Origin of the sequence: Novosphingobium sp. (assembly GCF_030696665.1) — a bacterium.
Taxonomy (GTDB): domain Bacteria; phylum Pseudomonadota; class Alphaproteobacteria; order Sphingomonadales; family Sphingomonadaceae; genus Novosphingobium.
Genome location: NZ_JAUYRV010000039.1, coordinates 72923 through 98136, shown reverse-complemented (window position 1 = coordinate 98136; position 25214 = coordinate 72923). Strand labels below are relative to the sequence as shown.

Below are 25214 nucleotides of genomic sequence, written 5' to 3'. Positions count from 1 at the left end.
GATTCAGCGCAAGGATCACGCCGTGCAGCGTTCGAGCGCCGCCATCACCTCATCCCTGCTCGGCAGCCCGCGCGCTGCGATCCACCCCGTCACCTGCGCAACGGCAAAGCTCACGCCATACAGATTGCGGCGCGGCTCCACGCCGGGGATCGGGCGGGGATAGCCCGATGCCATGACTTTGGCACCATCCGCTGCCAGACACGGCACCCCGCGCGGCAAGTCCCAGTCCAGCCCTACGCCAAGAACTTGCGGCAAACACCCCGGCCAGCACGGCGCGCCCTCGGCCTCGAACGCTGCGACAATCAGCGCCCCTTGCGCCGCCGCTTCCTCCGCCAGCATGGCAAAGACTTCCGCGTGCGCGGGATTGGCCGTACCGAGGCTGAGATTGATGAGGTTACACTGCGCCTCAAGCGCCTGCCGGATGCCCGTTGCCAGCGCGCGGGCGCTGGCGCGCAGCCCATCGCGGAACACGCGGATCGGCAGCACGTCGGCCTCTAGCGCCAACTCCTGAATTGCTGCCGTCACCGCCGTGCCGTGGCCCAGCTTGTCGAGGGTTTCAGCAGGATCGCTCAACACTGTGCCATCGGCCAGCACCGATAGCCCCGGCAGCAGCCGCGCGGCATCGATATGCGGATGCGCAGGGTGAACCCCGCTGTCGATCACTGCAATCCGCCTAGCCATGCGCAGAAACCTGCGGCTCGATCCGCGCTCGCCCGTGCTCCAGCCGGATCACATGATCGGCCATGTCGGCCAGCGCTGGCTTGTGGGTAATCACGATCAGCGTGGCGTGGGGCAGGGCACGGCGCAGGCCCTTGGCTACGAGCTGCTCGGTCGCCTCGTCCAGCGCGGCGGTGGGTTCATCCAAAATCAGCACATCGGGCTGACGCAGCAAAGCGCGGGCGATGGCGATGCGGTGGCGTTCGCCCGCCGATAGCGCCAACCCCCGCTCACCGGTGCGCGTCGCAAGGCCTTCGGGAAGGCGCGCAATCAAGGCGTCCAGCCCGGCAGCGCTGGCGGCTGCGGCAATATCCGTTTCCGCCGCATCGCCCCGCGCAAACGCGATGTTCTGGGCGATGGATGCGTTGAACAGGAACGGTGCCTGATCCACCAGCAGCACCCGCGCGCGCAGATCGCTCAGCGACAGCTCTCGCAGGTCTGCCCCATCGATTGTCACACGGCCTTCAACCGGATCGAGGAACCGCACCAACAGGTCCGCCAGCGTCGATTTGCCAGCGCCCGATGGCCCGATGATCGCAGTGAGTGACCCTGCCGGAATGGCAAGGCTGGCATCCTGCAACACCGGCTCGCGCCCGTGGTGCATCGTCACGCCCTCCAGCCGGATCTCGCGCGTCACCCCCGGCAGCGGCCAGGGGGAGGGAGCCTCGACCACCTCAGGCGCGGTGTCGAACAGTTCGAAAATCCGCGCCAGCGCCACGCGCGCCATCGCAAGGCTGGCGGTCAGCCCCATCAGCGCCTGCACCGGGGCCAGCAGCCTTCCGTGATAGGTTATGAACGCTACCAATGCGCCGATGGTCATTGTGCCATCGATGATCTGCTTGCCGCCATAGAGGATCACCGCCGCGCTCGATGCGGTTACGATCGTGCCGGGCAGGGCACCGGTCAGGAACGAGACGGTCTGCATCTTGAGCATCGTGGCCACGAACCCGCCGTTGGCCTTGCCAAACCGGTCGGCCTCATGCGCCTCGGCCCCCAGCGCGTTGACGGTGCGCATGCCGATGATCGTATCGGCCAGCAGGCTGCCGATGTCGGCTCCGCTCTCGCGCATCTGGCGCGTCAGGTCGGTCATCTTGCGCTGGAAGTGCAGAAAGCTGCCCACCGCCAGCGGCACCAGCACCGTGCCGACCAGAAACAGCTTCCAGTCCAGCCACAGCATCATCGCCACACTGCCGGTAAAGAACAGCACGTTGCTCAGCACCGATAGCAGCGTATCGCCCGCCACGCGCTGCACGTCGGACACATCGCTGTTCAGCCGCGACATCAGATCGCCCAGCCGGAAACTGCCGTAAAATCGCGGGGAGAGACGCTGCAGATGGCGCAGCAGAGCCACGCGCATATCGAACAGCATCTGCGCCGAAAGCCCGACATAGCGGTAGGAGACGAGCGCATTGACCGCAAATCCGCCCACGGTCGCGCCCACCATCAGCGCGGCGATCTTTACCAGCATCTCCCAGTCGCGCTTCATCAGCGCTTCGTCGATCATCAGCTTGGAAATCCACGGCTGCGCAAGCGTCAGGCCGGTGGCGACGAGGCTGCCGAGCAGGACCAGCACCAGACGCGGCGCATAGGGTTTGAGCCACGGCCAGAGCCGCTTGTAGGTGCTCCACGGCGCGATCTTGGGGGCCGGGTTCATGCCGCCTGCTCGCGCCGGATCAGGTCGAAGCCATGCAGGGCAAAGCGCGGTTCGGGCAGCTTTGCCAGCAGCGCGGTGGTCCGGTCATACCCCTCGCGCGCGGCGGCGTACTGTTCGTGCCACCAAGGCCCTGCACCGCCATTGGCGTAGAACGGCAAGGACAGCTGCAAGTGCCGCCGCAGCGAGGCTAGCAGCAGCGAATGGTAGTGCGTGGCCAGCGCGCCTGCATCTTCGTCCCGCGCCAGCGCGGCGATTACGGCGCTGGCCAGTATCCCTTCGCGGGCGGCCTGCGCGGTGCCATCGCCGCAAATCGGATCGAAGGCGATGGCCGCTGCGCCGCAGGCGAGCCAGCCGTCTCCGGCCAGTTGAGCCAGCATGCGCGGTCTGGTGTCGAATTGGCCGCCTGAAGGTTCGAGAGCGTCGATCAGGGGGCCGATCAGCGGAGCATTGTGCGCCAACACCTCCGGCGCGCCGCCGACGGCCAGCAACCACGCTTGGCCAAAGCCATCGGGGATCAGGAACAGCCAGCCAGCATCCACCGCCTCGATCCAGCAGGTGGCGGGCGCAACATCGGGCTTCAGCGTGACGCGGGCGGTGGCCGAAAGGCGCTCGCCGAAGCGCAGCGTTTCCCGTTGCGGGAACGGTGGCATTGCGTGGACCGAGAAACTGCCATTGAAATCATTGGAATGTTGGATTTTATCGTTTGCTTCCAATGTGTTTCCCCGGGGAAACATATCAAGAACATTGCTCAAATCATCCTCGGAAACAACCACCGCGCCATGCGGCATCGTGACCGCTTCGGGGCTGCCCCAACGCACTGCGCGGCGCTCAATCCGGGGCTTGTCGGCAAACAGCATCGGGTTGCCGTAAACATCGCGCAACAGCGCCAGCGCCGGATCGCTCAGCATGATCACCGGCACCGGACGGCGAAGGCCGGGTTCGCGCGCAAACGCAAACCCGGCCCGATCCAAAAGGTGCGCGGCCGTAGCCACCGCGACACCTTGCCCCCTCAAGTGAATGGGCCCCCTCAACTGAAGTGATGGCTCGCTCACTGCGTAATGATCATCCCCGCGCCGGTGGTGTCATTGCCCAGATCGACGGTCTTGATGTGCTGCAGCGTCTGCGCATCGTACATCTCGATGTCATAGCTTGCGCCGTAGATATACAGCATCTTGCCATCGCCCGACATGCCGAACTGGAAGCGCGTGCGGCAGGGGAACTCGGCCTTGTTCTTGACCAGATTGGTCGTCAGGTCGAGGTGCCAGAACTCGCAGCGCTTGTTGCCGACCTTTTCCTGCGTAACGACGGTCCAGCCCTCCTTCATGTCCTTCGACACTTGCAGACCCGCCATGCCGCCGCCAACCGGCGCAGGACCGATGGGGTGAAAATCAAACGCCTTGGTCGCCAGATTGAACCGGCCCACGCCATAAACCTTGTTGCGGATGAACGGGTCTTGCGCGGTGAACATCGAGACGTATTCGCTCGGGTTGCGCAGCGTCTCCACCCCGCCGCCAAAGCTCACGCCCTCGATCCCGGTGGCTTCGGGCTTGGAGAACTCAAGGCGGTCGGTCACTTTCAACGCGGCGGTGTCTACGATGAGCACCTTGTCCCGGATCAGGAACATGGTCTTGCCATCGGGCGACATCATGTAATTGCCACGTCCAGCCCCACCGCGCACGTCCTCATCCGGCAGGTCTGCGGTGCGCACGACGGCCTTTTTGGTCAGATCGATCACGCCGAACATTTGCGGGCTGACGGTCCAGCGGTCCGGCAGCTTCTCGAACTTCTGCATCATCGTGTAGAAGAACCGGCCCGAAGGATCGGGCACGCCGCCGTTGAAGCGATAGCGGGTGGTGGGCGTGTTCAGGCTGAACGAATTGACCACCTTCTTGGTCGCGGTGTCGATCACCTCGATGCCGCTGGTGGTGATCGTGGTGACGTAGATCTTTTTCGCATCGTTCGAAATGCGCATCGATGTGGGCAGGCCCGATGCCAGCGTCAGCCGGTCCTTCACCGCACCGGTTTCTTCATCCAGCACAAGCATCTTGTCGGGGTATGAACCCATGAACAGCGTGGAGGCCTGCGCCGGGACGATCCCGGCGGAAAGGGCAAGCAATGCAAGACCGAGTTTCTTCATGGGAATGCTCTTCCGGTGCAGGGATGTCGTGGGGCGGCGACGGCGCGCCTTAAGGGAAGATGATGTCGAGACTGCGCCAGTCCTTGGCCGCCGTTGCGCAATTGCTGGCCCAATCGGGCGAGTAGTTGACATGATCGGGCACCTGCACCGGCCAGAAGCAGGTGACGTAGCAGTCATAGATATCGCGCTCGGCCGGCTGGCACAGACCCGCCGTGCCGCCGCCCGCGTCGACTTCCCAGCCGGGTGAGAACGAGATCGAGCAGCCCATCGGGGTGTGCATCGGCTTCTGCTGAAGCGCGATGACGTCTTCCTCGGTTGAGGAAATGGTTTCCTCGATCCGCAGTGCCTTCTTGTTCAGGGGTTTCAGGTGCTTCATGACAAGCCCTTTCGTGCAGCAAAGCGTTCAAGAAATTCAGGATTGCGCTGGGCGACGGTGCCGTAAATCTTCAGGCAGGCCTCGGTCCATTCGCGGATCCAGTCGCAGTAATGCAGGTTTGCGTGGCCGGTATCGCCATAGCGGACGAACGCTTCGTGATGGCATCCGCCCGCGCATAACGGACGTGCCCAGCACGATGCGCAGTCGAACTTTGCGCCCACGTGCCCGCGCGTCAGGAAGTCGGTGCGCTTTTCCTTGTCCAGCCCCGTCGTCACGTGGCCCAGCACATGCGTATCGGCATCGGTGAAGCGGTGGCACGGCGAAAGATCGCCCGAGGGGCTGACGCCGACAAGGCCAAGCCCCGCGCCGCAGGGGTGCGACTTGTTGGTGCCCTGGATCAGTTCGCTGATCGTTTCCGATACGTTCGAAAACCCGTGCATTTCACCGCGAAGGGCATAGGCCAGCCATTCGGCGGCGAGTTCATGGAAGGCCGAAACCACCGTGTCCATGCCATCGCTGTCGAGCGTGTAGGCCTGCTCGCCCGAGTCCGTTACCGGCGCGAATCCGACTTCGTGGAAACCCAGATCGTCCTTCAGGTGGCGGTAAATGCGGATCACATCGGTCACGCCTTCGGTCAGCGTGACGCGGGCAGTAATCGCGCGGGTCTTGTGCCCGGCAATCAGCTTGCGCAGGCGCGGTTCCATCACCGCGTAGGAACCTTTGCCGTTCTTGTAGACGCGGCGCTTGTCCTGCAGGTCCGGCGGGCCGTCCATCGATACTGTGACGCCCACGGCCTGATCGGACAGGAACTGGATGATCTCGTCAGTCAGCAGCGTGGCGTTGGTGGTCAGGCTGTAGGTCATGCGCTTGCCCGCCGCGGCGGCGGCTTCGTTGGCATAGAGCACCACATCGCGCAGCAGCTTGAAGTTCATCAGCGTTTCACCGCCGAAGAACGTGATGTGCGGGCTTTCGCGGTCGCCCGAACTTTTCAGCAGGAAATCGACCGATGTCTTGGCGGTTTCCAACGTCATGTACTTGGGCTTGCCCGCAGGCGTGGCGATCTTGTCCGCGCCGAATTCGTAGCAATAAGTGCAGGCAAGGTTGCACTGGTTGGTGACGTTGAGCACCAGTGCCTGCAACGGATAGTCCTCGGGCGGCGCAGGCGGGGCCAGCGGCGCTTCGCGGATTTCGTCCGAAACGATGCCGCGCACAGCGCGCAGCTCGCGGATCAGGTCTTCTGCATCGGCGCGCGAATAGCCTGCCTCCACCAGCGCGCCGACCATTTCGCCATAGGCCATCTGCCTTTCGCCCAGCAGCGCCATGACGCTTGCTGCACCTTCATCCAGCGCGAAGATCGCGCCGGCTGATGCGAGGTAGACGAACCCTGCGCCATCGGCGTCGAACAGGTGGATGTCACCACGGCGATACTTCGGAGCGAGAATTGTGGTCACTTGGCCACCTCCGGCTGATCCCAGCGCTTATAGGCAGGGACGGTGACGACCATGAACGACTTGGCGGTGAGCGGACGGCCCAGCGCATCCTTTTCGGCCTTGGCCGTGGCGACGACCCAGACTTCGCCGTAGTTGTTACGGCCCCATTTGCGTTCGGGGTTCGGGCCATCGATGGCGGGTGTGAACAGCGCGGTCTGGCTCAGCTTGCCGACATAGTTCACGTCATCGTCGTAATAGACGGTCTGCATTTCCTGCATCGACCACGTGACGTCGACCGGCCCCAGCGCCACGTCGTCGGAGGTGTAAGGCTTGCCGTCGATCCCGGCGTCATAGCCGATGGCGTCGAACTGCTGGTATCCCGGCGTGTGCTTCTCGCTGCCGCCAAGGCGCGCGATGGCGGTTTCGGGCGTCACCTTCAGATAATCGACCTTCTTGTACACCGGCAGGCCAGCGGCCAGCACCGATCCGCCAAGGCCCACATCGTGCGCGCCAACGGCTGCATCGGCGGCCACATCGACCATCAGCACTGCCTCGGTCGGGCTGGCGGAAACCACCTTGCTGACCGTCACGCCCTTGCCCAGATCGATGTCGGAAGGCTTCAGCCCTGCCGGGAAGGCGTCGCCGATCAGCTTGAGCGTTGCGCCCTTGCTTCCGGACTTCAGCGCATAGGGCCAGATGGCCGCAACGGTCGGTTCTGCCGAGGCGCGGGTGAGCTTCACGTTGAAGCCGAATTCCTTGTAATCGCCCCAGAACCAGCGCCCTTCGGCAGACTTGCGATCGGGCGCGAACTGCATCGTCTCGCGCGTTTCGTGATCGGCGGGAGCATCGGGCGTTGCGCCCTCGGCTCCACTCTTTGACGTGCCGCGCCACGAATAGCCGGTGTAGACCAGCCCCTTGCCGCTGCGCGACAGGGTGGAGCCATCGGCCAGCGATTTCAGCGTGATGGCGGTGGTATAGTCATCCTCGCCGCCCGCCGGGGTGACGACCATTTCGCCGACATAGGTGCCCTTGCCGGGCAGGAACGCGTTGACGAGCCACTTGCCGCCCAGCTTGGCCGACTGTTGGCGCGCCTGCCACCTGGTCCACTCCGGCGTCGTCAGCGGCGCAGTCTTGTTCATGTACTCCAGCGCGACTTCCACCGGCAGCGGCTTCAGCGCGCCACTGGCCGGGACCGGCTGTGTGGGGTCTTCCACCGGCTTGCGGAACTGCGCATCGGCCTGCGAATACATCGCCACGTGCAGGTTGCGCAGCAGGCTCCATTCCGCCTTTGACCGCCGCCATGACAGCGGCTGAGCGAAGGCGTGGCAGGCCGCGCAGGACTGGCGGATCGTCTCGTTGGGGATGCTGGTTTCGGTGATGATGCGGTGTTCGGCAAAGTAGGCGACGGGCTTTGCCTCTTCAGGTGCAAGGCCATTGGTGGCCGAGAGCGAACGGATCACCGCGCGGGCCTCGACCGGCGTCAGCGACAGGCCATTGAGCGCCGACATGCGCCGGATTACCTGCGCCCAACCTTCGGGCGTGGTGCGCACGTATGAGATGCGTGAGAGGTTGCCCTTCGCATCTGCGGTATGGCAGGTGCCGCACTTTTCAACGACCAGCGCGTCCTTGATCGGGAAGCCCGCCTCAGTCTCAACCGGGTTGGAAGGATCGCGCGCCGGTTCTTTGGCAGCTTGCGCCAGAACGATGCCAGCGGGCAGGGAGGTGAGGGCCAGAAACTGTAGGAGACGCCCACGCAGCGGACGTTTGGGGTGTGCGGCAGTCAGGCTGTCGGCAGAGTCACGCGCAACGGTTTCGGCCACGGTCATGGTCGCAATTTCCCCCTTGGCAGGCCGCAGGCAGAGCGAGTCGGCTGCGGTGTCAGGGCAAAGACTGGACAGGTGTCAAAAGTTCGTCAACGCCTTTGTTTTGCAGGTGCGAAAAGGGTTTGACGCGCTGTCGGCAGCACCTTCGCCCCACAATGCGGCGGCGTCCATACGTCGTTCGCGCAAAGAAAAGGGGTGGGCAACGCGCGCTGCCCACCCCCTCAAATCTGTTGCTGAATCAGCCGATCAGGACTTGGCAGCGATCCAGTCATTCACCCGCCGCTCAAGGATAGACAGCGGCTGCGAACCCGAAGCGATCAGCAGGTCGTGGAAGCCCTTGATATCGAACTTCGGCCCCAGATCCTTTTCGGCCTTGCGGCGCAGTTCCATGATCTTGAGCATGCCGATCTTGTAGCCCGTGGCCTGCCCCGGCAGCGTGATATAGCGGCGCACTTCTGACCGCGCAGATTCCAGCGGCTGGCGGCCGGTCTGGTTCATGAAGGTCACCGCCTCGTCCTCGGTCCAGCCCATCGCGTGGATGCCGGTATCGACCACCAGACGCGCGGCGCGGAACAGTTCTGCATCCAACCGCATGAAATCGGCGGCAATGTCCGGGAATGCGCCCATTTCCTTGCACATCGCCTCGGCATAAAGGCCCCAGCCTTCACCGAACGCGACATAGCCGGTGACGGAGCGGAACTTTGGCCCGCCCTTCTGCCGCACCTGGATATCGCCCTGCGTGTTGTGGCCGGGCACCGCTTCGTGGCACATCAGCGTGTACATCGCCGCCGGGTCTTCCGTATCGCCAACGAGGTGGACGTAAGTGCGTGCAGGCCGCGTGCCATCGGGGCTGGGGGCAGAGGCATGCGCTGCGCCGCCGGGCACTTCAGAAAACGCTGGTTCGCGCACCACTTCGATGCGGTATTCGGGCAGCGTGGCGAAGTAGTTGGGCAGCATCGTGCGCGTCTTGGCGACGAAGGCATTGGCGGCGGCGAGGTATTCGGCGCGGGCCGCATCGTCCCACGGCTTGGGCGGGTGAAGCTGCGCGCGCTGGGCATAGAACGCATTGCGATCAGCCACACCGGCCTGCCGTGCAAGCGCGTCCTGCTCCGCTTCAATCCGGGCCACTTCGGCGCGGCCGATCTTGTGGATTTCGTCGGCGGTCAGGTCCGTGGTGGTGTTGAGCTTCAGCGCATTGGCATAGAACGCCGTGCCGCCGGGCAGCGACACTGCACCTACCTTGCCGCTGGGGGCCAGTGGCAAACTGGCCTTGCCCCACGCAATTACGCGCTCATAAGCGGGTTTGAGATCGAGGATCGCGGTGCGCGCTTCTGCAAGCAGGGCGTCAGCCTCGGCCTGAGGGAGCTTGCCGGATGTGACCAGCGCGGCGGTCTTCGCCTTAACATCGGCCCACAGCGCGGCGTCCGGCCCGTTGCCATAGGGCGCGCCGCCGATCAGCTTTTCGCTGCCGGTGATGACCGTTTCCACCTGAAACTTCGGTGCGCGGATGCCAGCGGCCTCGCTCGCCTTGGTGCGCGCAATCGCCACATTGAGCACGGCGGGAATGCCGCGCAGGCGGGCGATGTAGTTTTTCAGGTCCGTCACATCCGCCACGCCATGCGTGTTCACAAGGAAATCGGGCAGCTGGCTGTGGACCGAATAGAGCCGCGAATAGAGCGGCGGGCGATACTTGCGATCCGTGTTGGAAAGCGCGGCGCGATCGGCCTCAAGCGCCCAGATATCGAAGTTCACCTGTCCCTGCGGCGAAAGCTTTGCGCGGTCAAACTGCGCCTGCATGCGCTTTGCGCTGTCCTGCCGCCAAGCCACTTCGGCATCGGAGGCGGCATCGGAAATGTCGTTCCACCTGTCGCCGCCGTCCTTGATGCCAAGCCGCGTGGCAAGCTGCGGCTGCTGCTTTACCCACGTGGCGAATTCCGCATCGAGGAACGCGGTCAGCCGCGCGTCTTCGCTGGCGGTTGTTGCTTGGGCGGCGGGCGCTTGTGCCGATACAACTGCGGGCGAGAGCAGGCCGATGGCGACAGCCAGCAGGCTGGCGGTGATGGTAGGCTTCATGAAGGTTCCTCTGCCAAGATGGGCGGCGATGGGTTGAGGCAGTCCGGCGCGATGCAACCGGCCTGCGATGCCGCCCGTTCTGGCGCAAGAACAACCGGTTGCGCAACCCGCCAATCAAGACAAATCGTCACATCTGAAACTGCCGCTGCCCAAATGCCGCATTCCCGCCCACCACACGGTTGACGGCGCGCCCCCGATCATGGCAGAGGCGCACCCGGTCCGCACAAGCCGGACCTTGCGCCTCAAATGGCCGCGTGCGGGTGTAGCTCAATGGTAGAGCAGCAGCTTCCCAAGCTGAATACGAGGGTTCGATTCCCTTCACCCGCTCCATTATAACTTTAGCTTCGCGTAACGCCCGATGTTGCGTGTTCCGGCGTGGAACCCTCGAGTCCTTGTGGCTCTCCGCGCCAAGGCGCTACGAGCGTGGTTCGATTCCCTTCACCCGCTCCATTTCCCTGTTCGCTAATGTTCGCATTGGTCTAGACCGGTCACTGAAATCTACGGTATTCAATGGTTGTCAGACCGAAGGCGTTCAACGTCGTCTGCTCACAGTCACCCTCGGTTGGGGGCAAGCTCTGGCGGCTCAAGTATCGGGTAGATGGCCGCCAGAAGCTGCTGGCCGTACCCTACCACCTTACCGTGACACCTGCCTTGGCCGCATGGCTGCGCGCACCGTTGCGGAAGCTGCCGTCATAGCCTGCCCACAAGTGGACCTTGCCACTGACTGCAGCATCTAGCGTTCCGCCAATTTCGGTAACCGTCCGACCCACGCGAGGGCCGAATGCTTGCATCACCGGGCCGGTGGGGGTGCTGGCGAAGACGAGGTCGGCGGTGCCGCTGGCGTCGCCACTGTCGCGGGCAATACGGCCATAGACGCGTGGGGTGAGGGTCAGTCCGCCGAGATTGATGCCAGCCTTGGCCTCAAGTCCGGCATATATCCGCGTGCGGTTGACGGTTTGCGCTAGGCCAAGCAGCGGGTTTGGGCCGCCCACTTCGGCAAAGCGCTTAAGCCTGGCTGAAGTGTGGCGGATGCCGACATGTGGGGTCAGGTTGGCGCTTTTGCTTAAAGCCACCGCATAACCCGTCTGCGCGCCGAGTGACCAGCTGTTCACATCGCGCGATCCGGTAGCGGGGGTTGTTGGCGTCAAAAGCGATGTGCGCGCCGTGCCAAAGCCGTAAAGTGCAGCTCCGCTCAGCGAGAACCCGCCGTCGCTCCATCCGGCGAACAATGCGGCTTGCGTATGCTTCAGCATCAGCGTTTCGGGATAAAGCGGATCGCGGACGGTGTAATCTGAAGTGCCATGATCGACCGCAATGCCGATATGTGCAGCGTCACCCAGTGCCTGTTGCAGACCAAGGACGAAGCCGTTGCTGTTGCCCTTGACCCGCGCAACAAAGATGCTGGCGTCGGCATCAATCGAACTGCGGCTGCCGAAATAGCCGCCAAACATCGTTAGGCCGCTTTCGCCGCCGCCGAGGCCGGACTCATCGCGCACAGGCATCGTCGCGCGGGTAATGCCGCTTGCTGCCGAAGCGTTGCCGCTATTCATGCCGAGCAACTGCCCAACCAACCGGTCGCCGCGTTCAAAGGCGGCGGGGCCGACCAGCGCATGGGCGGTGCCGAACTGGTTGCCGGCGGTGGCGGAGATTTGCCAGCGGGCAGTGATCAACTGGTTGACGGTTTGCGTGGTTGTGGGCGTCACGCTGTTGATCGTGTTAGTGAAGGTGTTGGTGTTGATGACGTTTGCACCCACCGTCACCGGGGTTCCCGGAAGCGAACAGCCGGTGGGGTTGACGCCATTCGCCGCCGCCGTAGCGCAAGTGCCGAGATTGCCCGTAGCGACAATTGCGGGGCCGTTTGTCACAACGGTTGCTGAGGTCACCTGCGTGCCAGAGGCGACATCCACCGTGTTGCTGGTGCTGCCGAGCACCGTCGTGACGTTTGAGATCAGCACCGGCGCGCCAATCACCACACGGCGCAGGCCGCTGGTCTGCTGCAAGGATGCCCGCGCATCGGCCAGCGCAGCCACGCCAAGGCTGCCGGTAATCGTATCGCCAACGGTGCGGGTGAACACATTTGTGCCATTGAGCAGGGCATCGACCTGCGTGCTGAAGGTCTGGTTGACGATCGAGGTCTGCGTTACCCCCGGCAGGGTGAGCGTAACGACCAGTTGCGCCGAGGTGCTGAGCATCGTTGGGGCCGCGCGCCGAATTTGCAGCACGAACCCGCGGACCACCAGAGGAAGGCCGAACTCATCCAGCCCGCCAGCCGCGTTGAAGGCCCCGCCGGTGATGAACTCACCCGTGTCGGAAATGTCGTTCAGATCCGTCAAGGTGAAACCATTCAGGCCAATTCCGGCATTCTGGACCAAGGTTTGCAAACTCTGGATGCCGCTGGCCGTTTCCCATAGCCACGGCCCGCCCGTCCCCTGTCCGCCAATGATGCTGCCATTGTGGCTGGCGGCTGTGGCAACGGTAATCGCACCAGCATTGTCGAACCCGGGCACGAACCCGAGTGCCTGAATACCGCTGGCGCGCCACAGCACTGCCTGCGTGCGGCCATCATTGCCGCGCGAGCTGCCGACGATGGTTGAGCCATCGCGGCTTACTGCGACCGCGGCGGCTTGCCGCCCCACGGTTCCATTGAGCGGAGCCGCCGACAGGTCAGGCAATTGGGTCAGGCCGGTCGCTGCATCCCAGCGAAACGCGCCCTGATTGATGGCATCACCATTCTCATCGAAATTGGTTGCCACAAGATCAACCGAATTGCCGATGATGACATCGCCAGCGCCGTTGATGCCGCTCACCATCAACGAGACAGTCGCGCCCAGACTTCCCAGAGACTCGTATCCGCCAGCAACGCTGAAACGATGCGCGCGGGACAGGCGCGGCGCCGGATTGCGAGAGCCATCGGGCAGATAGGGGAGCGGCGAGCTGGAAACGGCAAAGAAGCTGCCATCACTGTTCACAAAGGCGGAAGGCGCGCCGCCAAGGCGTCCAACAAATTCGGTTTCGGATATTTGCGGAAACAGCACAAGTCCGGTCGCCTCGGTCCAGAACACCGAACGCGGGACATTGAAGGTGCGCAAGGTTGTGCCGTCCAACAGTGAGATGCGCCCGTTGACGCTGCCGGTGATCGTCCGGCCATCACCGCTGAGATCGAAGGGCGTAAACTGGCGCGCCTCCTCACCGCCCGGCAAAGTGGGGCGACCAATTGCAATCAACCGCGGCACGCCGTTCACCCAGACCCAGATGTTGTTATCGATCGGAGTCCCGACATTTCCCGCAGGAATGGGTTGCGCCAGCACACTTGTGCCGTCGGCAGAAATTGCTCTGGGCAGGATGAGGCTGTCAGCTCCGATTTCGCCGTTCGTCGCAGGTGTCTCCGGGCCGGAGAGTATCGTTACGCCTGAGGCCACACTCTGTGCGCTTACCACCTGCGGCACGACGAATATCGCCAGCGCCGTTGCGCCAAGCAGAACGGATTTGGTGCGTTGCATCGTCGTTTCCCCGGTTGTTCCTTTGCAAAGGGGCTAACAGCCCTGATGTGCGGTCCGCCATCGGTCAGATGGGGGAGCCAGATGGGGGAGGCAGACGGTGTTTGCTTCCCCCAAATGGGGGAAGCCATGGCAATCGTTGACGTAAGGCAGCGGCGGGCGCAGTTTCGCAACCGCAATGAACGGGAGCACTTTAACCGGGGCAGACGTGCCTTTAGTGGATGCAGCAGACTATGCTGTGCGCCATCCGCTGCGTCCGCTTATCCTGGCAGGGGCAGCAACGTGGCTAACATATAGCGTCTTTGCCATTGTCGTTTGGTGGCTGATCCATCCTTACGCGACTGATGTGCGCATGTCGGCCTGGGTGGCTTTCACCAGTGTGTTTTTGGTAGCCTGGCTCGGCGTTGTACTGACCATGGTCTTTCGGCAACCGGGGCCTGAGGAAAGCGTACGAGTATGGGGTGCCGCCGCGCGGGTTATCATTATCCTATCGCACATTCCCACGATTTGGGCGACGTGGTTTTTGTTCCGGCACTGCCCCGTCACAATTCAGTTCTTGCTTGGCGGCATGTTCATGAGTTGCTCTTCGGCGCAGATTATCTGCAGCCCCGAAAATGTCCTCGCCAACAGGGTGGGCGTGATCCTTGCCACTGTCCCGCTGGCGCTCTGGTTCATCACATCGGGCGGCAATCTTGGCGGGATCTTTGCAATCGGTATCGTTGGATTAGGGGTGCTGTATTTCTTGTTCTGCGATATCGTAAGCAAGCCGCTCGCCGAGACGGTGGCTGCGCGCCTTGAAAGCGAAGAAGCAGCGAGGCGGCTTGCAGCGGCGCTTGCCGATGTTGCCGAGGAACGCGACGCCAAAACCCGGTTCATTGCTGCTGCTTCGCACGATCTGGGCCAGCCGTTGCAGGCAGCCAGCCTATTCTTTGACCAGACGCTGCGCGCGCCCGACCCTGACCAGCGCAGCCGAGCGGCTGACGGCGTGCGAAGGGCATTTGCCTCGGCTGACCAGTTGCTATCGCACATGCTCAACCATTTGCGGCTGGAAGCCGATGCCGTCGACCCGCATTTTGCGCGTTTTGCGATAGGCCCGGCAATGGCGCGGATCGCGGCGCAGTTCGAACCTGCGGCAAGCGCTGCAGGGATCGAAATTCGGCTGGTCAGGTCACATACGCGTTTGCGGCTCGACAAGGTATTGTTCGAGCGTGCGCTGGGCAACCTCGTAAGCAACGCCATTGAACACAGCGGGGGCAAGCGGATCCTCATGGGTGCTCGTAAAGATGGCGACCGCGTCCGCATCTGGGTGATTGATGATGGCACCGGCATCGCACGCGTCGATGCGGGGCGGATATTCGACGATTACTATCGCGGCTCGGACTCTCGTGCTGCGGTCAAAAGCGGGTTCGGTCTCGGGCTGTCATCGGTGCGGCGGATTGTGGCGCTGATGCATGGCACAGCAGGGCTCGATCTACGCTGGTTACGCGGCTCGGCATTCTACCTCGATTTTCCGGCGGCTCACCACGCCAAGGAGGAGACATCATGAAATCCTGCCTGATTTGCGACGATCACGCATTGGTCCGCGAAGCACTGGCCGGAACCGTTCGCATGGGTTGGCCCGATGCAAAGGTTGATCGCGCAGGCGACTTTCCCAGCGCTTGGGCCATGGCGATCGAGATGTGCTATGACCTGATCGTTTGCGACCTGATCATGCCGGGCAGCGGTCCGCTGGCAGGTATCGACGGCATTATCCGCGCTGCACCGAACTCGCCGCTGTTGGTTGTAACCGGGACCGAAGACGACGCATTATTGCTCGACCTGCTCGACCGAGGTGTTGCTGGGTTTGCGCCCAAGACCGCGAGCGGGGCAATCATTGAGGCAGCCATGCGTCTGATCCTCGCCGGAGGCCGTTACCTACCGCCGCGCCTTGCTGAGATTGCCTCGGCCCGCATCGAAGACGGTTCGGTCACCGCCGTCCGCGATGACGTTGCCCGCCTCGCTGAAAGCCTGACCGAACGCCAGATGCAAGTGCTGCGCCTGATGGCGCAGGGCCTATCGAACAAGGAGATCGCCCGCACCCTCAATCTCGCGCCATCAACAGTGAAAACGCACCTGAGCCAGCTGCTGGTTCACTTGGGCGCAACAAATCGCACCGATGCTTCGATCAAAGCAAGGATGCTCGATCTGGTTTGATGTTTCGCGATTCAAGCGAAGTTTACGTGGTCAGTGAGCAAGTAGCTCAAATCCGGTCCCCGTCGCAGCCACATCGGCTGTTTTAGGAATGAAAGGTTTCAGTGCACCCGGCCGTTCCCGGTAGAGGTCGCGAACGAAGGCTTAGTCCCAAGGGCCCGAGTTCGGCTCCTCGCCGGCGACGAGGAGCCGAGGAGCTCAAATTTCAGTGTTCTCGGCAAGGGCGAGCGCGTCCTCCACATCTATCCCGAGATAGCGCACCGTATTCTCGATCTTGCTGTGGCCGAGGAGAATCTGGACAGCGCGCCGGTTGCCAGTTGCCCGGTAGATGATCGACGCCTTTGTTCGTCTACAAGTCGGGCGTATTGGCGAGTGCTGAGATGACCATGATTGGCCATCCGAAGAACGCCTGTCGGCCCAATCGGTAAATTCCTATGAGTCACGTGCCGACCAGACCCGGTTGTCCACGACCGCCAAATTGAACGTCTGGTTCCGCCTGAAGCCGCCATGCCGCTTTCGAGAGCGTGCATCACCCCAGATTCTGACCGATGATGGGTGGTTATGCGCGGATACAGGAAACCGATGGCCTGATACCCAATTCCGTGCTCATCGACATGTTCAGGCTCCTGAAGGGACGCGAAGATGGGTTTCGCGTGACGCCAGGTACCGCCCTCAAACATGATCGGACGGGATCAATCGTGTATGTTCCGCCGCAGGACGCTCGAGACATTGTTGCGCAGATGACCGCTCTCGAGCGGTTCGTGAACGACGACACGGTCAGTGATCTTGACCCCTTGATCAAGATGGCTCTGATCCATCACCAGTTCGAAAGCATACACCCGTTTCCAGACGGAAATGGTCGCATCGGCCGCATTCTCAATGTGCTTTATCTGACGCGTACCGGTTTGCTGGACATCCCGGTGCTTTACCTTGCCCGACATGTCACGAGACATAAGGCCGATTATTGTCGCCTGCTCCAGGCTGTGCGTGACAGCGGCGGGGTGCACGGAGCATGGCAGGATTGGGTCATCTACATGCTTGAGGGCGTAGCTGAAACAGCGGTAAACACGCTGCGCATCGTCGAAGGTATCCGTGACCAGATGGCTCGAGCAAAGCACAGGATGCGTGCCGAATTACCCCGGCTCTACAGTCAGGAGCTTCTCAACAATCTGTTCCGGCATCCTTACACACGCATCGAATACGTCCAGCGCGATCTGGGGCTGAAGGCCCGTCAGACCGCAGCAAAATACCTGGATACACTAACGGAGCATGGGTTCGTGGTGAAGCAGCGCGCCGGCAAGCATAACTACTATATCAATACCGAACTCGTCCGACTGTTCCTTGAGGTGTCAGAGGAAGGATAGCATGGACAACGTTATGCCCTCACGTCCGCGCTGAAAGGTTGTGGGGAAACTTGCCAAGCGAGGCCACGAAAATGACTGCCGTCTGATCAGGCCCCGATTTGGTCTTACCCGCTGGTGGACCGCTAATTGAATGGCGTGGGTTAGGCGGCGAGCCTGATATATCTGCCTGATCTATGGCATCGGCAGGGTCGTGCTGCGCCCTGCGTTGCGACAAGTTGCAGCCACGCGCAATGCCGAGATGTTCACCGCCGCGGTTCTGCTTGCGGTTGTCGGCGTTTCCGCACTTACTGCTGCATTTGGCTTGTCGATGGCATTGGGAACGGCACCTTGCAGATCGATCTGGGTGGCGCCTGCAATTCGGAACATTTGCTTGGGCGGCAATATAGCGGTTGAGGTGGCCAACTTGATTTTGTGCGCGGCGCATCTGCCTCGCGCGGCGGCAAGTCGATCATGGCCTGTCAGTCGACAGCTTGCGATGGCACAGTATCGCGAATCGTCCCCATGCACGATGGTCCTGTCACCACGCCTCGCAATGATACACATATGGTCGTGACCGAACATGGCTGGGCTGATTTGCGCGGAAAGTCCGTCCATCAGCGCGCTGATGCGCTGATCGGGCTGGCACACCCGAAATTCCGGGACGAGCTCGCCAATTCACTCCGCTAAGCTGCCCGTCACGAACTCACGGAGTTATGGCGATTTTCAGCACACCATCGCGTTGGTTGGCAAACAGGTCATAAGCTGCCTCGATCTGATCCAGCGAGAAGCGGTGCGTGACCAGCGGGCGGGTGTCGATACGCCCCGAGGCGATCACATCCATCAGGCGGCGCATTCGCTCTTTGCCGCCGGGACAGAGCGTGGTGCGGATGGTGTGATCACCAAGGCCTGCCAGAAAGGCATCCAGCGGAATCTTCAAGTCTTCTGAATAGACGCCGAGCGAAGAGAGCGTGCCGCCCGGACGCAGGACACGCAGTGCACCTTCGAACGTCGATTGCCGTCCCAGCGCCTCGATCGCAACGTCGACGCCGCGTCCTTTGGTCAAACGCATGATTTCCGCAATGGGATCGTGTGTGTTGAAATCGATCACATGATCGGCGCCCATGCGCCTCGCCATCTCCATCCGCGCGGGCACACTGTCGACTGCGATGATCGTCGTTGCTCCCATCATACGCGCGCCCGCCGTGGCACAAAGACCAATCGGGCCTTGCGCAAAGACAACCACTGTATCGCCAATCTGGATTTTGCCGCTTTCTGCGCCGGAGAAACCGGTCGACATGATGTCGGGACACATCAGAACCTGTTCGTCGGTCAGACCTTCTGGAACGAGGGCAAGATTGGCCATAGCATCAGGAACAAGAAGGTATTCTGCCTGCGATCCGTCAATCGTGTTGCCAAACTTCCACCCGCCTAGCGGCTTCCATCCGTGCGGCGTGCCGGGTCCGTCCTGCGCATGGCATCCGCACAAAGCGGCATGACTGTGCCCTGACGTGCAGATGGCTCCTGCCACGACTCGCTGACCTTCGGCGAGGCCCTGCACCGCCGAACCCAGCTTCTCAATTATGCCCACTGGCTCATGTCCGATGGTTAGCCCTCTCTCAACCTGATATTCCCCTTTCAGGATGTGGACATCGGTTCCGCAGATCGTCGTCGTCGTTATCCGCACCAGCGCATCAAGTGGGCCGACATCAGGGATCGGTTTTTCGTCAAGGACAATGCGCCCCGGCTCGACGAAAATTGCAGCTTTCATTTTTGCCATAGGTCAGGTCCTTGTGTCGATCCCGCAATTGGGCGGGCAGTCATCCAAGCAGCTCAGATTGCCGCGTCGGACCTTGCCGAAATGCAAGGCGCATCTGCTTTTCGATTTCGACCAACGCGAAGAACGCAGCCCCTGCCGCCACGATCAGCACACCATCAGCCAGAGACACAGCCTCCGTCCCGAACACCTTCTGCAAAACCGGTACATAGGTGATGGCGAATTGCCCAACGGTCACGACCATTACGGACAACCACACCGCAGGTGTGGCACGCACAGCCTTCCACGTCAGCGACGTACCGTAGATATTGCGGATGAAGAACAGGTGGAAGATTTCGAGAACCACCAGCATGTTTACTGCCATAGTCTGCGCCAGAGCTACGGAATAGCCCTGTGCCCGGGCATAGGCGAAGATGCCGAACACGAATGCCACAAACAGCAGCGATACCAGCAGGATGTGCCACACCAGTTCCCGGCTGAGCAGCGGTGCATCACGCGGGCGTGGCGGACGCTGCATCGTGCCCCTCTCGCTCGGCTCGAAGGCCAGTGCGATGCCCAACGTGGTTGCGGTGATAAGGTTGATCCAAAGGATCTGCACCGCGCTGACTGGCAGGGTCATACCCGCCAGCAGCGCAACCATGACGGTCAGTGCCTCACCTGCATTGGTCGGCAAAGTCCAGCTGATGACCTTCTTGATATTGTCGTAGACAGTGCGCCCCTCGCGAACGGCTGCTGCAATCGAGGCAAAATTGTCGTCTGCCAGCACGAGTTCTGCCGCTTCCTTGGCGGCTTCGCTGCCTTTGATGCCCATGGCTGTCCCGGCATCGGCACGCTTGAGCGCCGGAGCATCATTCACCCCGTCGCCCGTCATCGCCACCACCAATCCGCGCGATTGCAAGGCGGTCACCAGGCGCAACTTGTCAGCAGGCGATGTGCGCGCAAAGACATCAACCCGCATTGCCGCCAGTGCAAGGTCAGCATCGGAAAGTCCGGCAATATCAGCGCCGGTCAACACATCATCGGTGTTGCGCAGCCCGATCATAGCGGCAACAGCGCGGGCGGTGGCACCGTGATCGCCGGTGATCATCTTAACCGAGATCCCGGCACGGTGGCATTCGGCTACGGCCGCTATCGCTTCGGTGCGTGGCGGATCGATCAGTCCGACAAGGCCGATCAGCGTCAGCGTGCAGTCAAGATCCTTCGCGCCAAGAACGGTTTGCTGCTGCGGAACGGCCCGCATCGCAAGCGCGATAACCCGCTGCCCTTGCGACGCCATGTGCTCAATCTTGGCCTGCCAATATGGGGTGTCGAGCGGAGCGGTTCCGAGGCCATGTGTGAACTGGTCTGCACACATGGGCAACACAGCTTCGGGCGCGCCTTTTACGTGAACCAAAGCCCTGCCTGCAGGGTCATGGCTTAACACCGCCATATAGCGCCACACGGCATCGAACGGGATCGTATCGATGCGGGTAAAGACCGGCGCATCGTCACACTCCTCTGCCTCGATCTTGCCCGCCAGCGCCAGCAGCGCACCTTCCATCGGGTCGCCCTCGGCGGACCAGGTATCACCCCTGCGCACCAGTGCGGCATCGTTGCAAAGTCTGGCGCAAAGCGCGAATTCGGTCAGAACCGGGTAGCGCGCTGAACGATCTTCAGCCCCATTCAACCGAACGGCCCCGGTGGGGGCATAGCCTTGACCATTCACACTGAAGTGTCCGGCTCCGGTAGCCAGCGATCCCACAACCATCTCGTTGCGCGTCAGCGTACCGGTCTTGTCGGTGCAGATGACAGAAACGGACCCCAGCGTTTCGATTGCGGGCAAGCGCCGCACGATCGCATTGCGACGCGCCATGGCCTGCACGCCCACGGCCAGCGTGATTGTCAGCACCGCAGGCAAGCCTTCCGGAATTGCCGCGACCGATAGGCCTACAACGATCATGAATATTTCGGCAAAGGGCATCTGCCGCACGAATACGCCAAACACCAGCAGCCCTGCTCCGACTGCAAGAATGAAGGCGGTCAGCCAGCGGGCAAACATGTCCATTTGCCGCACCAGCGGCGTGGTCAGCGTCTCGACCCGTGCCAGCATGCCGCTGATCTGCCCGATTTCGCTTTGCGATCCCGTGGCAACGACCACACCCTTGGCCGTTCCTGCCACCACCAGTGTGCCGCTGAAGGCCATGGAGGACCGATCGCCGAGTGCTGCATCGCTTGCCACCGGAGGCGTGTCCTTGTCCGTGGGGACGGACTCGCCCGTCAAGATCGCCTCTTCAATTCGCAGCGCGCGCGCTTCAATCAGCCGCAAGTCGGCAGGAACCTTGTCCCCTGCTTCCAGCAGCACAATGTCGCCGGGCACCAGGTCTGTTGCCGCGATGGTTCGACGCGCCCCTTCTCTGAGCACAGCAGTATGAGGAGCCAGCATACCACGAATTGCCGCCATCGCATTTTCGGCCCGACCTTCCTGGATGAAACCGATCACCGCGTTGGCGATCACCACGGCCAGAATTACCCCGGTATCGATCCAGTGCCCAAGCATTGCCGTGGTCAGCGCCGAAGCCATGAGAACGTAGATCAGGATGTTGTGAAAGTGCTGCACGAAACGCACGAGCGCGTTGCGCTGCCGCGCCTGCGGCAGGCTGTTGGCCCCGAACTTGTGCAGTCGCTCCGCGGCAGTTGCTTCGTCCAGTCCACCGGGCGCAGCATCAAGCGCCTGCAGAACATCCTGCGTTGTACTTGCGTGGAATCGGTGCTGCGAAGCGATCATGGCCAATGCCCAATGTTAATGAGAAAGCAAAACGGGCATGCGGGGCGCCTTGAGCACAGACAGCGTTGCCCCGCCGAGAATGACATCGCGCAGTCGCGAATGGGCAAATCCTCCCATCACCAGCAAATCTGCTTCGACAGCTTCTGCTTGCGCTTGCAGGACATCACCTACCGGCCTGGCTTGCGCCAGGACATGCTGCACCTTTGCAGAGATACCCCGCCTCGCAAGCGTGTGCTCGACATCACTGGCAGTAAGGCTGCTTTGGATCGTCTTCTCGTCGCCCACAACGATCATCACGATCTCCTGCACCTGCGGGAACAATGCCAAAGCATCACCCATAGCCCGGGCGGCCACCCGGCTGTTGTCCCAGGCGACCGCGATTTTCCTGCCAGAAAAGGGGCCAGCAAAATCTGCTGGCGCAACCAGCATTGGCCTGCCGGCTTCGAACAGAACGTTCTCGGCAATCATACGGTCCGACATAAGGCCTGTGCCATCCGCACCGATAACCAGCAGATCGTGCAGCCGTGCATGATCTGCCAGAAACCCTATCACCCCGCGCGAATGGTCGATACCTGTCAGCGTCTCAACCGGAATGCCACGTTCGGCAGCCTTTGCCTCTAACGTTTGGGCATTCTGCCTGTTTCGCTTTTCGCGCAGTTCCGACTGTTCGCACATTTGCGCAAAGTTGAGACTCGTGACACTCGGCGGCATGTTCGCTTCAAGATCAAGCAGCACGCCGGTCAGGCAGGCCTGCATCGCTGTGGAAACCGAAAGAGCCAGCGCCATTGCGCCCCGCTCTGCCTCAAAGCTATCAACTGTTGCATAAGTCAGGATCGACCGTGAATTGCAGCTTGAACCGGCGCTCGTCATCTCGTGCTCCTCGTGCTGTAGTGATCAACCTTGGATAGACCGGTTGACACAGCATTCTGGCACGGATGGATTGCAGGATATTGAGGTAAATCAATAATTTCTGGGATGATGCAGTCCGGCGGGCGTAGCAACACTTTATTACCGCAGAGCACTGCTCCAGCCAAACAGCCTGCAACTTACACAAAGCTCCAACCTGCGCGGATCGACTACGAGCGCCTGGTTACGCCCCGCCAACTTCCGCGGATCAATAGGCTCTGTCCTTAGGCGCGTGTTCGCGCATGCGGCAGCCGAGAGGATGGAGCAGCTATTGAGCGACCAGCCCGGCTTTCGAGAACAAGTTCTGTCCCTTATCAAGCAGCAGCGTGAAGCACTGCGGCTACCATCATTAACGACCGACCCCTTCTAATGTCCGCAATTGCGTCGAAGCCTGAAAGGCAGATTTTTCAAGATCGCCACGATTTCCTGCTATTCCGCAACCGACCCCTTTTCGGACGTAGCCGGACTCGCATACCATCTTCGAAGGCCGCCGCTTGTCCGCATCATTGATGTTGACCAAGTTTTATATTGCCCAGGCCACCATGAGTCCTGCGGCGAATACCCAGTCGAATAGAGCACAAAATGGGACATACCATTTCGGCATGGCGGTATCGACGCTGCGATGATGCGCAAGGTCCCAGAAACCGTGCAGGGCGTAGGCAATCACAATAGCCCAATGCCAGAAAGCCAAACCTACCAATGCGGCTGCCGCGAACATCAAGGCAATACTGCCCTCTGTCGCGAGCGCCTTACTCCGCCCATCCTGAACAGCGAAGCCTACGTAGATGCCAGCTACGAGTGTAAGGACGATGGCTGCAAGCTGATGCGATATGTTGTCTGGCAAAATGAAATGCGCTGGAAGGCTAACGGTAGCAAAGAGTGCACCGATACGAGCGGGACTTTTGCCCATCAAGTTCTCAAGGTTCGAAATCGGCAATTCCTCTCGTCGCGTCGATAGGAGGCGAGTCATTCACCATTCGGTTGGAGACCTGCACCGTGTATCATTTGCAAGGCCAAAATTGAAAAGCGGACTGACAGCAATCCACCCTATTCCGTTGAAAAACTCAGGCTTGAAGTAGCGCGGGCGTCCTGATTCAGTCTCCGTGAGAAGGTGGAGACGGGCCGATGATGGGTGAGCGGACGGTGGTGCAGGAGTCGCTGTTCTACAGCTTCAGCCTGGAGCGGCATGTTCCGACGGATCATCTGCTGCGCTCGATCGACCGGTTCGTGGATCTGTCCGATATCCGTGAGCACCTGCGGCCCTTCTATAGCGAGACGGGCCGGCCTTCGATCGATCCAGAGCTGATGATCCGGATGCTAGTCATCGGCTATTGCATGGGTATCCGGTCCGAACGCCGGCTGTGTGAGGAGGTGCATCTCAACTTGGCCTATCGCTGGTTCTGCCGACTGGGGCTGGAGGGTGATGTGCCCGATCACTCGACCTTCTCCAAGAACCGGCATGGTCGCTTCCGCGACAGTGACCTGCTGCGACAACTGTTCGAGATGACGGTGGCACGCTGCATGGCCGAGGGGTTGGTTGGCGGCGAGGGTTTCGCGGTCGATGCCAGCCTCATCCGGGCTGATGTGCAGCGCCAGCGTTCGGTGCCGGGTGAGCAAGGCCTGCCGCCTGAAGCGGTCGGCCGCGCCGTCGATGAGTATCTGGACGTGCTCGACGACGCAGCATTCGGCGGCGCGACACCGGTCACGCCCAAGCGCATCAACCTCACCGACCCGGCATCGCGCTGGACCGCGGCGACGCGCGAGGCCGCCTTCTACGCCTACAGCACTAACTATCTGATCGATCTCGACCATGCGGTGATCGTCGATGTCGAGGCTACAACATCGGTCCGTCAGGCCGAAGTTACTGCCCAGCGCCGGATGATCGAGCGGACACAGCATCGCTTCGGGATCTGGCCCGAGCGCCTCGTGGCCGATACCGCCTATGGCTCGGCACCCAACCTGGCGTGGCTGGTCGAGGAGATGAGCATCGAGCCGCATATCCCGGTGTTCGACAAGTCCGCCCGGAGCGACGGCAGCTTCGAGCGCGCCGACTTCGTCTACGACCATCAAGACGACAGCTACATCTGCCCAGGGGGCAATCGCCTGCGGCGATCCAATCGCAACTTCAGCACCCCACGCAGCCGCGTCGATAAGGACGGATCGATCCGCTATCGCGCCCGCCAGCAGGACTGTCAGGGCTGCGACCTGCGGCAGCGATGTACGCCGAACATGCCGGCCCGCAAGGTCACCCGGTCGATCCACGAAGGCGCGCGAGACCTGGCCCGCGAAATCGCCACAACCGACGCGTATCTCGTCTCACGCCGCCAGCGGAAGAAGGTCGAGATGCTGTTCGCCCACCTCAAGCGCATCCTGAAGCTGGATCGACTGCGCCTGCGCGGCCCAAATGGCGCAAGAGACGAGTTCCACCTCGCCGCAGCAGCCCAGAACCTCCGCAAGATGGCCAAGATCATCCCGATGACCACGCCAGCGCTGGCCTGATCAGCAAAGGGAGACCGCTCGTCTTCATCGC

The 25214-nt window shown here is 61.8% G+C and carries 17 protein-coding genes, 1 tRNA gene and 2 pseudogenes; 6 read left to right on the top strand and 14 right to left on the bottom strand.

What is annotated here, in order from left to right; translation table 11 throughout:
* Window positions 1-15: 15 nt before the first annotated feature.
* The 8 genes from Q8R81_RS10590 to Q8R81_RS10555 all read right to left on the bottom strand — a co-directional run bounded on the left by Q8R81_RS10590 (window position 16) and on the right by Q8R81_RS10555 (window position 10210).
* The gene (locus tag Q8R81_RS10590) at window positions 16-681 is read right to left on the bottom strand and encodes a S8 family serine peptidase (RefSeq protein ID WP_305617593.1); all 666 of its coding nucleotides are present in this window, start codon (window positions 679-681) and stop codon (window positions 16-18) included.
* Window positions 674-2371, bottom strand: coding sequence for an ABC transporter ATP-binding protein (locus Q8R81_RS10585; protein ID WP_305617591.1), 1698 nt, complete (start codon window positions 2369-2371; stop codon window positions 674-676). The genes Q8R81_RS10590 and Q8R81_RS10585 overlap by 8 nt, the downstream gene beginning before the upstream one ends.
* Window positions 2368-3363, bottom strand: a complete 996-nt coding sequence (locus tag Q8R81_RS10580; RefSeq protein WP_305617589.1) for a hypothetical protein — start codon at window positions 3361-3363, stop codon at window positions 2368-2370. Before Q8R81_RS10580 ends, Q8R81_RS10585 begins: the two co-directional genes overlap by 4 nt.
* A gap of 56 nt (window positions 3364-3419) precedes the next feature.
* Complete coding sequence (locus Q8R81_RS10575; protein ID WP_305617588.1) at window positions 3420-4508, bottom strand: YncE family protein; 1089 nt, start codon at window positions 4506-4508, stop codon at window positions 3420-3422.
* Window positions 4509-4557: 49 nt separating this feature from the next.
* Entirely contained in the window at window positions 4558-4884 is a 327-nt protein-coding gene (qhpC, locus tag Q8R81_RS10570) for a quinohemoprotein amine dehydrogenase subunit gamma (protein WP_109796883.1), read from the bottom strand.
* Window positions 4881-6335 (bottom strand): quinohemoprotein amine dehydrogenase maturation protein, encoded by a 1455-nt coding sequence (peaB, locus tag Q8R81_RS10565; RefSeq protein WP_305617583.1) that lies wholly within the window; start codon window positions 6333-6335, stop codon window positions 4881-4883. The genes qhpC and peaB overlap by 4 nt, the downstream gene beginning before the upstream one ends.
* The gene (peaA, locus tag Q8R81_RS10560; RefSeq protein ID WP_305617581.1) at window positions 6332-8140 is read right to left on the bottom strand and encodes a quinohemoprotein amine dehydrogenase subunit alpha; all 1809 of its coding nucleotides are present in this window, start codon (window positions 8138-8140) and stop codon (window positions 6332-6334) included. The genes peaB and peaA overlap by 4 nt, the downstream gene beginning before the upstream one ends.
* 243 nt (window positions 8141-8383) lie before the next feature.
* Window positions 8384-10210: a DUF885 family protein gene (locus Q8R81_RS10555; RefSeq protein WP_305617579.1), complete on the bottom strand. Its 1827-nt coding sequence runs from the start codon at window positions 10208-10210 to the stop codon at window positions 8384-8386.
* 256 nt (window positions 10211-10466) lie between these two features.
* On the opposite strand from Q8R81_RS10555, the gene Q8R81_RS10550 reads away from it, so the two are divergent.
* Window positions 10467-10540 (top strand) — tRNA-Gly (locus tag Q8R81_RS10550).
* Window positions 10541-10836: 296 nt separating this feature from the next.
* Here the strand turns inward: Q8R81_RS10550 and Q8R81_RS10545 are convergent.
* Window positions 10837-13710 carry an autotransporter domain-containing protein gene (locus Q8R81_RS10545; RefSeq protein ID WP_305617577.1) on the bottom strand — a complete coding sequence of 958 codons (2874 nt, stop codon included), beginning with the start codon at window positions 13708-13710 and terminating at the stop codon, window positions 10837-10839.
* 571 nt (window positions 13711-14281) lie between these two features.
* On the opposite strand from Q8R81_RS10545, the gene Q8R81_RS10540 reads away from it, so the two are divergent.
* Entirely contained in the window at window positions 14282-15253 is a 972-nt protein-coding gene (locus Q8R81_RS10540) for a HAMP domain-containing sensor histidine kinase (RefSeq protein WP_305617575.1), read from the top strand.
* Window positions 15250-15900: a response regulator transcription factor gene (locus tag Q8R81_RS10535; protein WP_305617573.1), complete on the top strand. Its 651-nt coding sequence runs from the start codon at window positions 15250-15252 to the stop codon at window positions 15898-15900. The genes Q8R81_RS10540 and Q8R81_RS10535 overlap by 4 nt, the downstream gene beginning before the upstream one ends.
* 195 nt (window positions 15901-16095) lie before the next feature.
* Here Q8R81_RS10535 and Q8R81_RS10530 read toward each other — a convergent pair.
* Window positions 16096-16298, bottom strand: a pseudogene (locus Q8R81_RS10530) (integrase); the annotation flags it as partial.
* 150 nt (window positions 16299-16448) lie between these two features.
* Here Q8R81_RS10530 and Q8R81_RS10525 point away from each other — a divergent pair.
* Together Q8R81_RS10525 and Q8R81_RS10520 are read left to right on the top strand one after the other, a co-directional pair.
* Window positions 16449-17261 (top strand): Fic family protein, encoded by an 813-nt coding sequence (locus Q8R81_RS10525; RefSeq protein ID WP_305617572.1) that lies wholly within the window; start codon window positions 16449-16451, stop codon window positions 17259-17261.
* 318 nt (window positions 17262-17579) lie between these two features.
* A pseudogene (locus Q8R81_RS10520) lies at window positions 17580-17927 on the top strand (acetyl-CoA hydrolase/transferase C-terminal domain-containing protein); the annotation flags it as partial.
* Between the two features lie 16 nt (window positions 17928-17943).
* Here Q8R81_RS10520 and Q8R81_RS10515 read toward each other — a convergent pair.
* The 4 genes from Q8R81_RS10515 to Q8R81_RS10500 all read right to left on the bottom strand — a co-directional run bounded on the left by Q8R81_RS10515 (window position 17944) and on the right by Q8R81_RS10500 (window position 23621).
* The gene (locus tag Q8R81_RS10515) at window positions 17944-19017 is read right to left on the bottom strand and encodes an NAD(P)-dependent alcohol dehydrogenase (RefSeq protein WP_305617570.1); all 1074 of its coding nucleotides are present in this window, start codon (window positions 19015-19017) and stop codon (window positions 17944-17946) included.
* Window positions 19018-19057: 40 nt separating this feature from the next.
* Window positions 19058-21778 (bottom strand): cation-transporting P-type ATPase, encoded by a 2721-nt coding sequence (locus Q8R81_RS10510; RefSeq protein ID WP_305617568.1) that lies wholly within the window; start codon window positions 21776-21778, stop codon window positions 19058-19060.
* A gap of 15 nt (window positions 21779-21793) precedes the next feature.
* A complete protein-coding gene (locus tag Q8R81_RS10505; RefSeq protein ID WP_305617566.1) occupies window positions 21794-22564 on the bottom strand; it encodes a universal stress protein in 771 nt (256 codons plus the stop codon).
* Window positions 22565-23207: 643 nt separating this feature from the next.
* Window positions 23208-23621: a DUF6010 family protein gene (locus Q8R81_RS10500; RefSeq protein ID WP_305617564.1), complete on the bottom strand. Its 414-nt coding sequence runs from the start codon at window positions 23619-23621 to the stop codon at window positions 23208-23210.
* A gap of 188 nt (window positions 23622-23809) precedes the next feature.
* On the opposite strand from Q8R81_RS10500, the gene Q8R81_RS10495 reads away from it, so the two are divergent.
* A complete protein-coding gene (locus Q8R81_RS10495; protein WP_305617562.1) occupies window positions 23810-25183 on the top strand; it encodes an IS1182 family transposase in 1374 nt (457 codons plus the stop codon).
* The last annotated feature ends 31 nt before the right edge of the window (window positions 25184-25214 follow it).

Coding starts and splice junctions, on each gene's coding strand:
- Q8R81_RS10590 (WP_305617593.1), bottom strand. CDS start 681: ATGGCTAGGCGGATTGCAGTGATCGACAGCGGGGTTCACCCTGCGCAT.
- Q8R81_RS10585 (WP_305617591.1), bottom strand. CDS start 2,371: ATGAACCCGGCCCCCAAGATCGCGCCGTGGAGCACCTACAAGCGGCTC.
- Q8R81_RS10575 (WP_305617588.1), bottom strand. CDS start 4,508: ATGAAGAAACTCGGTCTTGCATTGCTTGCCCTTTCCGCCGGGATCGTC.
- qhpC (WP_109796883.1), bottom strand. CDS start 4,884: ATGAAGCACCTGAAACCCCTGAACAAGAAGGCACTGCGGATCGAGGAA.
- peaA (WP_305617581.1), bottom strand. CDS start 8,140: ATGACCGTGGCCGAAACCGTTGCGCGTGACTCTGCCGACAGCCTGACT.
- Q8R81_RS10555 (WP_305617579.1), bottom strand. CDS start 10,210: ATGAAGCCTACCATCACCGCCAGCCTGCTGGCTGTCGCCATCGGCCTG.
- Q8R81_RS10545 (WP_305617577.1), bottom strand. CDS start 13,710: ATGCAACGCACCAAATCCGTTCTGCTTGGCGCAACGGCGCTGGCGATA.
- Q8R81_RS10540 (WP_305617575.1), top strand. CDS start 14,282: ATGAGTTGCTCTTCGGCGCAGATTATCTGCAGCCCCGAAAATGTCCTC.
- Q8R81_RS10535 (WP_305617573.1), top strand. CDS start 15,250: ATGAAATCCTGCCTGATTTGCGACGATCACGCATTGGTCCGCGAAGCA.
- Q8R81_RS10525 (WP_305617572.1), top strand. CDS start 16,449: ATGGGTGGTTATGCGCGGATACAGGAAACCGATGGCCTGATACCCAAT.
- Q8R81_RS10515 (WP_305617570.1), bottom strand. CDS start 19,017: ATGGCAAAAATGAAAGCTGCAATTTTCGTCGAGCCGGGGCGCATTGTC.
- Q8R81_RS10510 (WP_305617568.1), bottom strand. CDS start 21,778: ATGATCGCTTCGCAGCACCGATTCCACGCAAGTACAACGCAGGATGTT.
- Q8R81_RS10505 (WP_305617566.1), bottom strand. CDS start 22,564: ATGGCGCTGGCTCTTTCGGTTTCCACAGCGATGCAGGCCTGCCTGACC.
- Q8R81_RS10495 (WP_305617562.1), top strand. CDS start 23,810: ATGATGGGTGAGCGGACGGTGGTGCAGGAGTCGCTGTTCTACAGCTTC.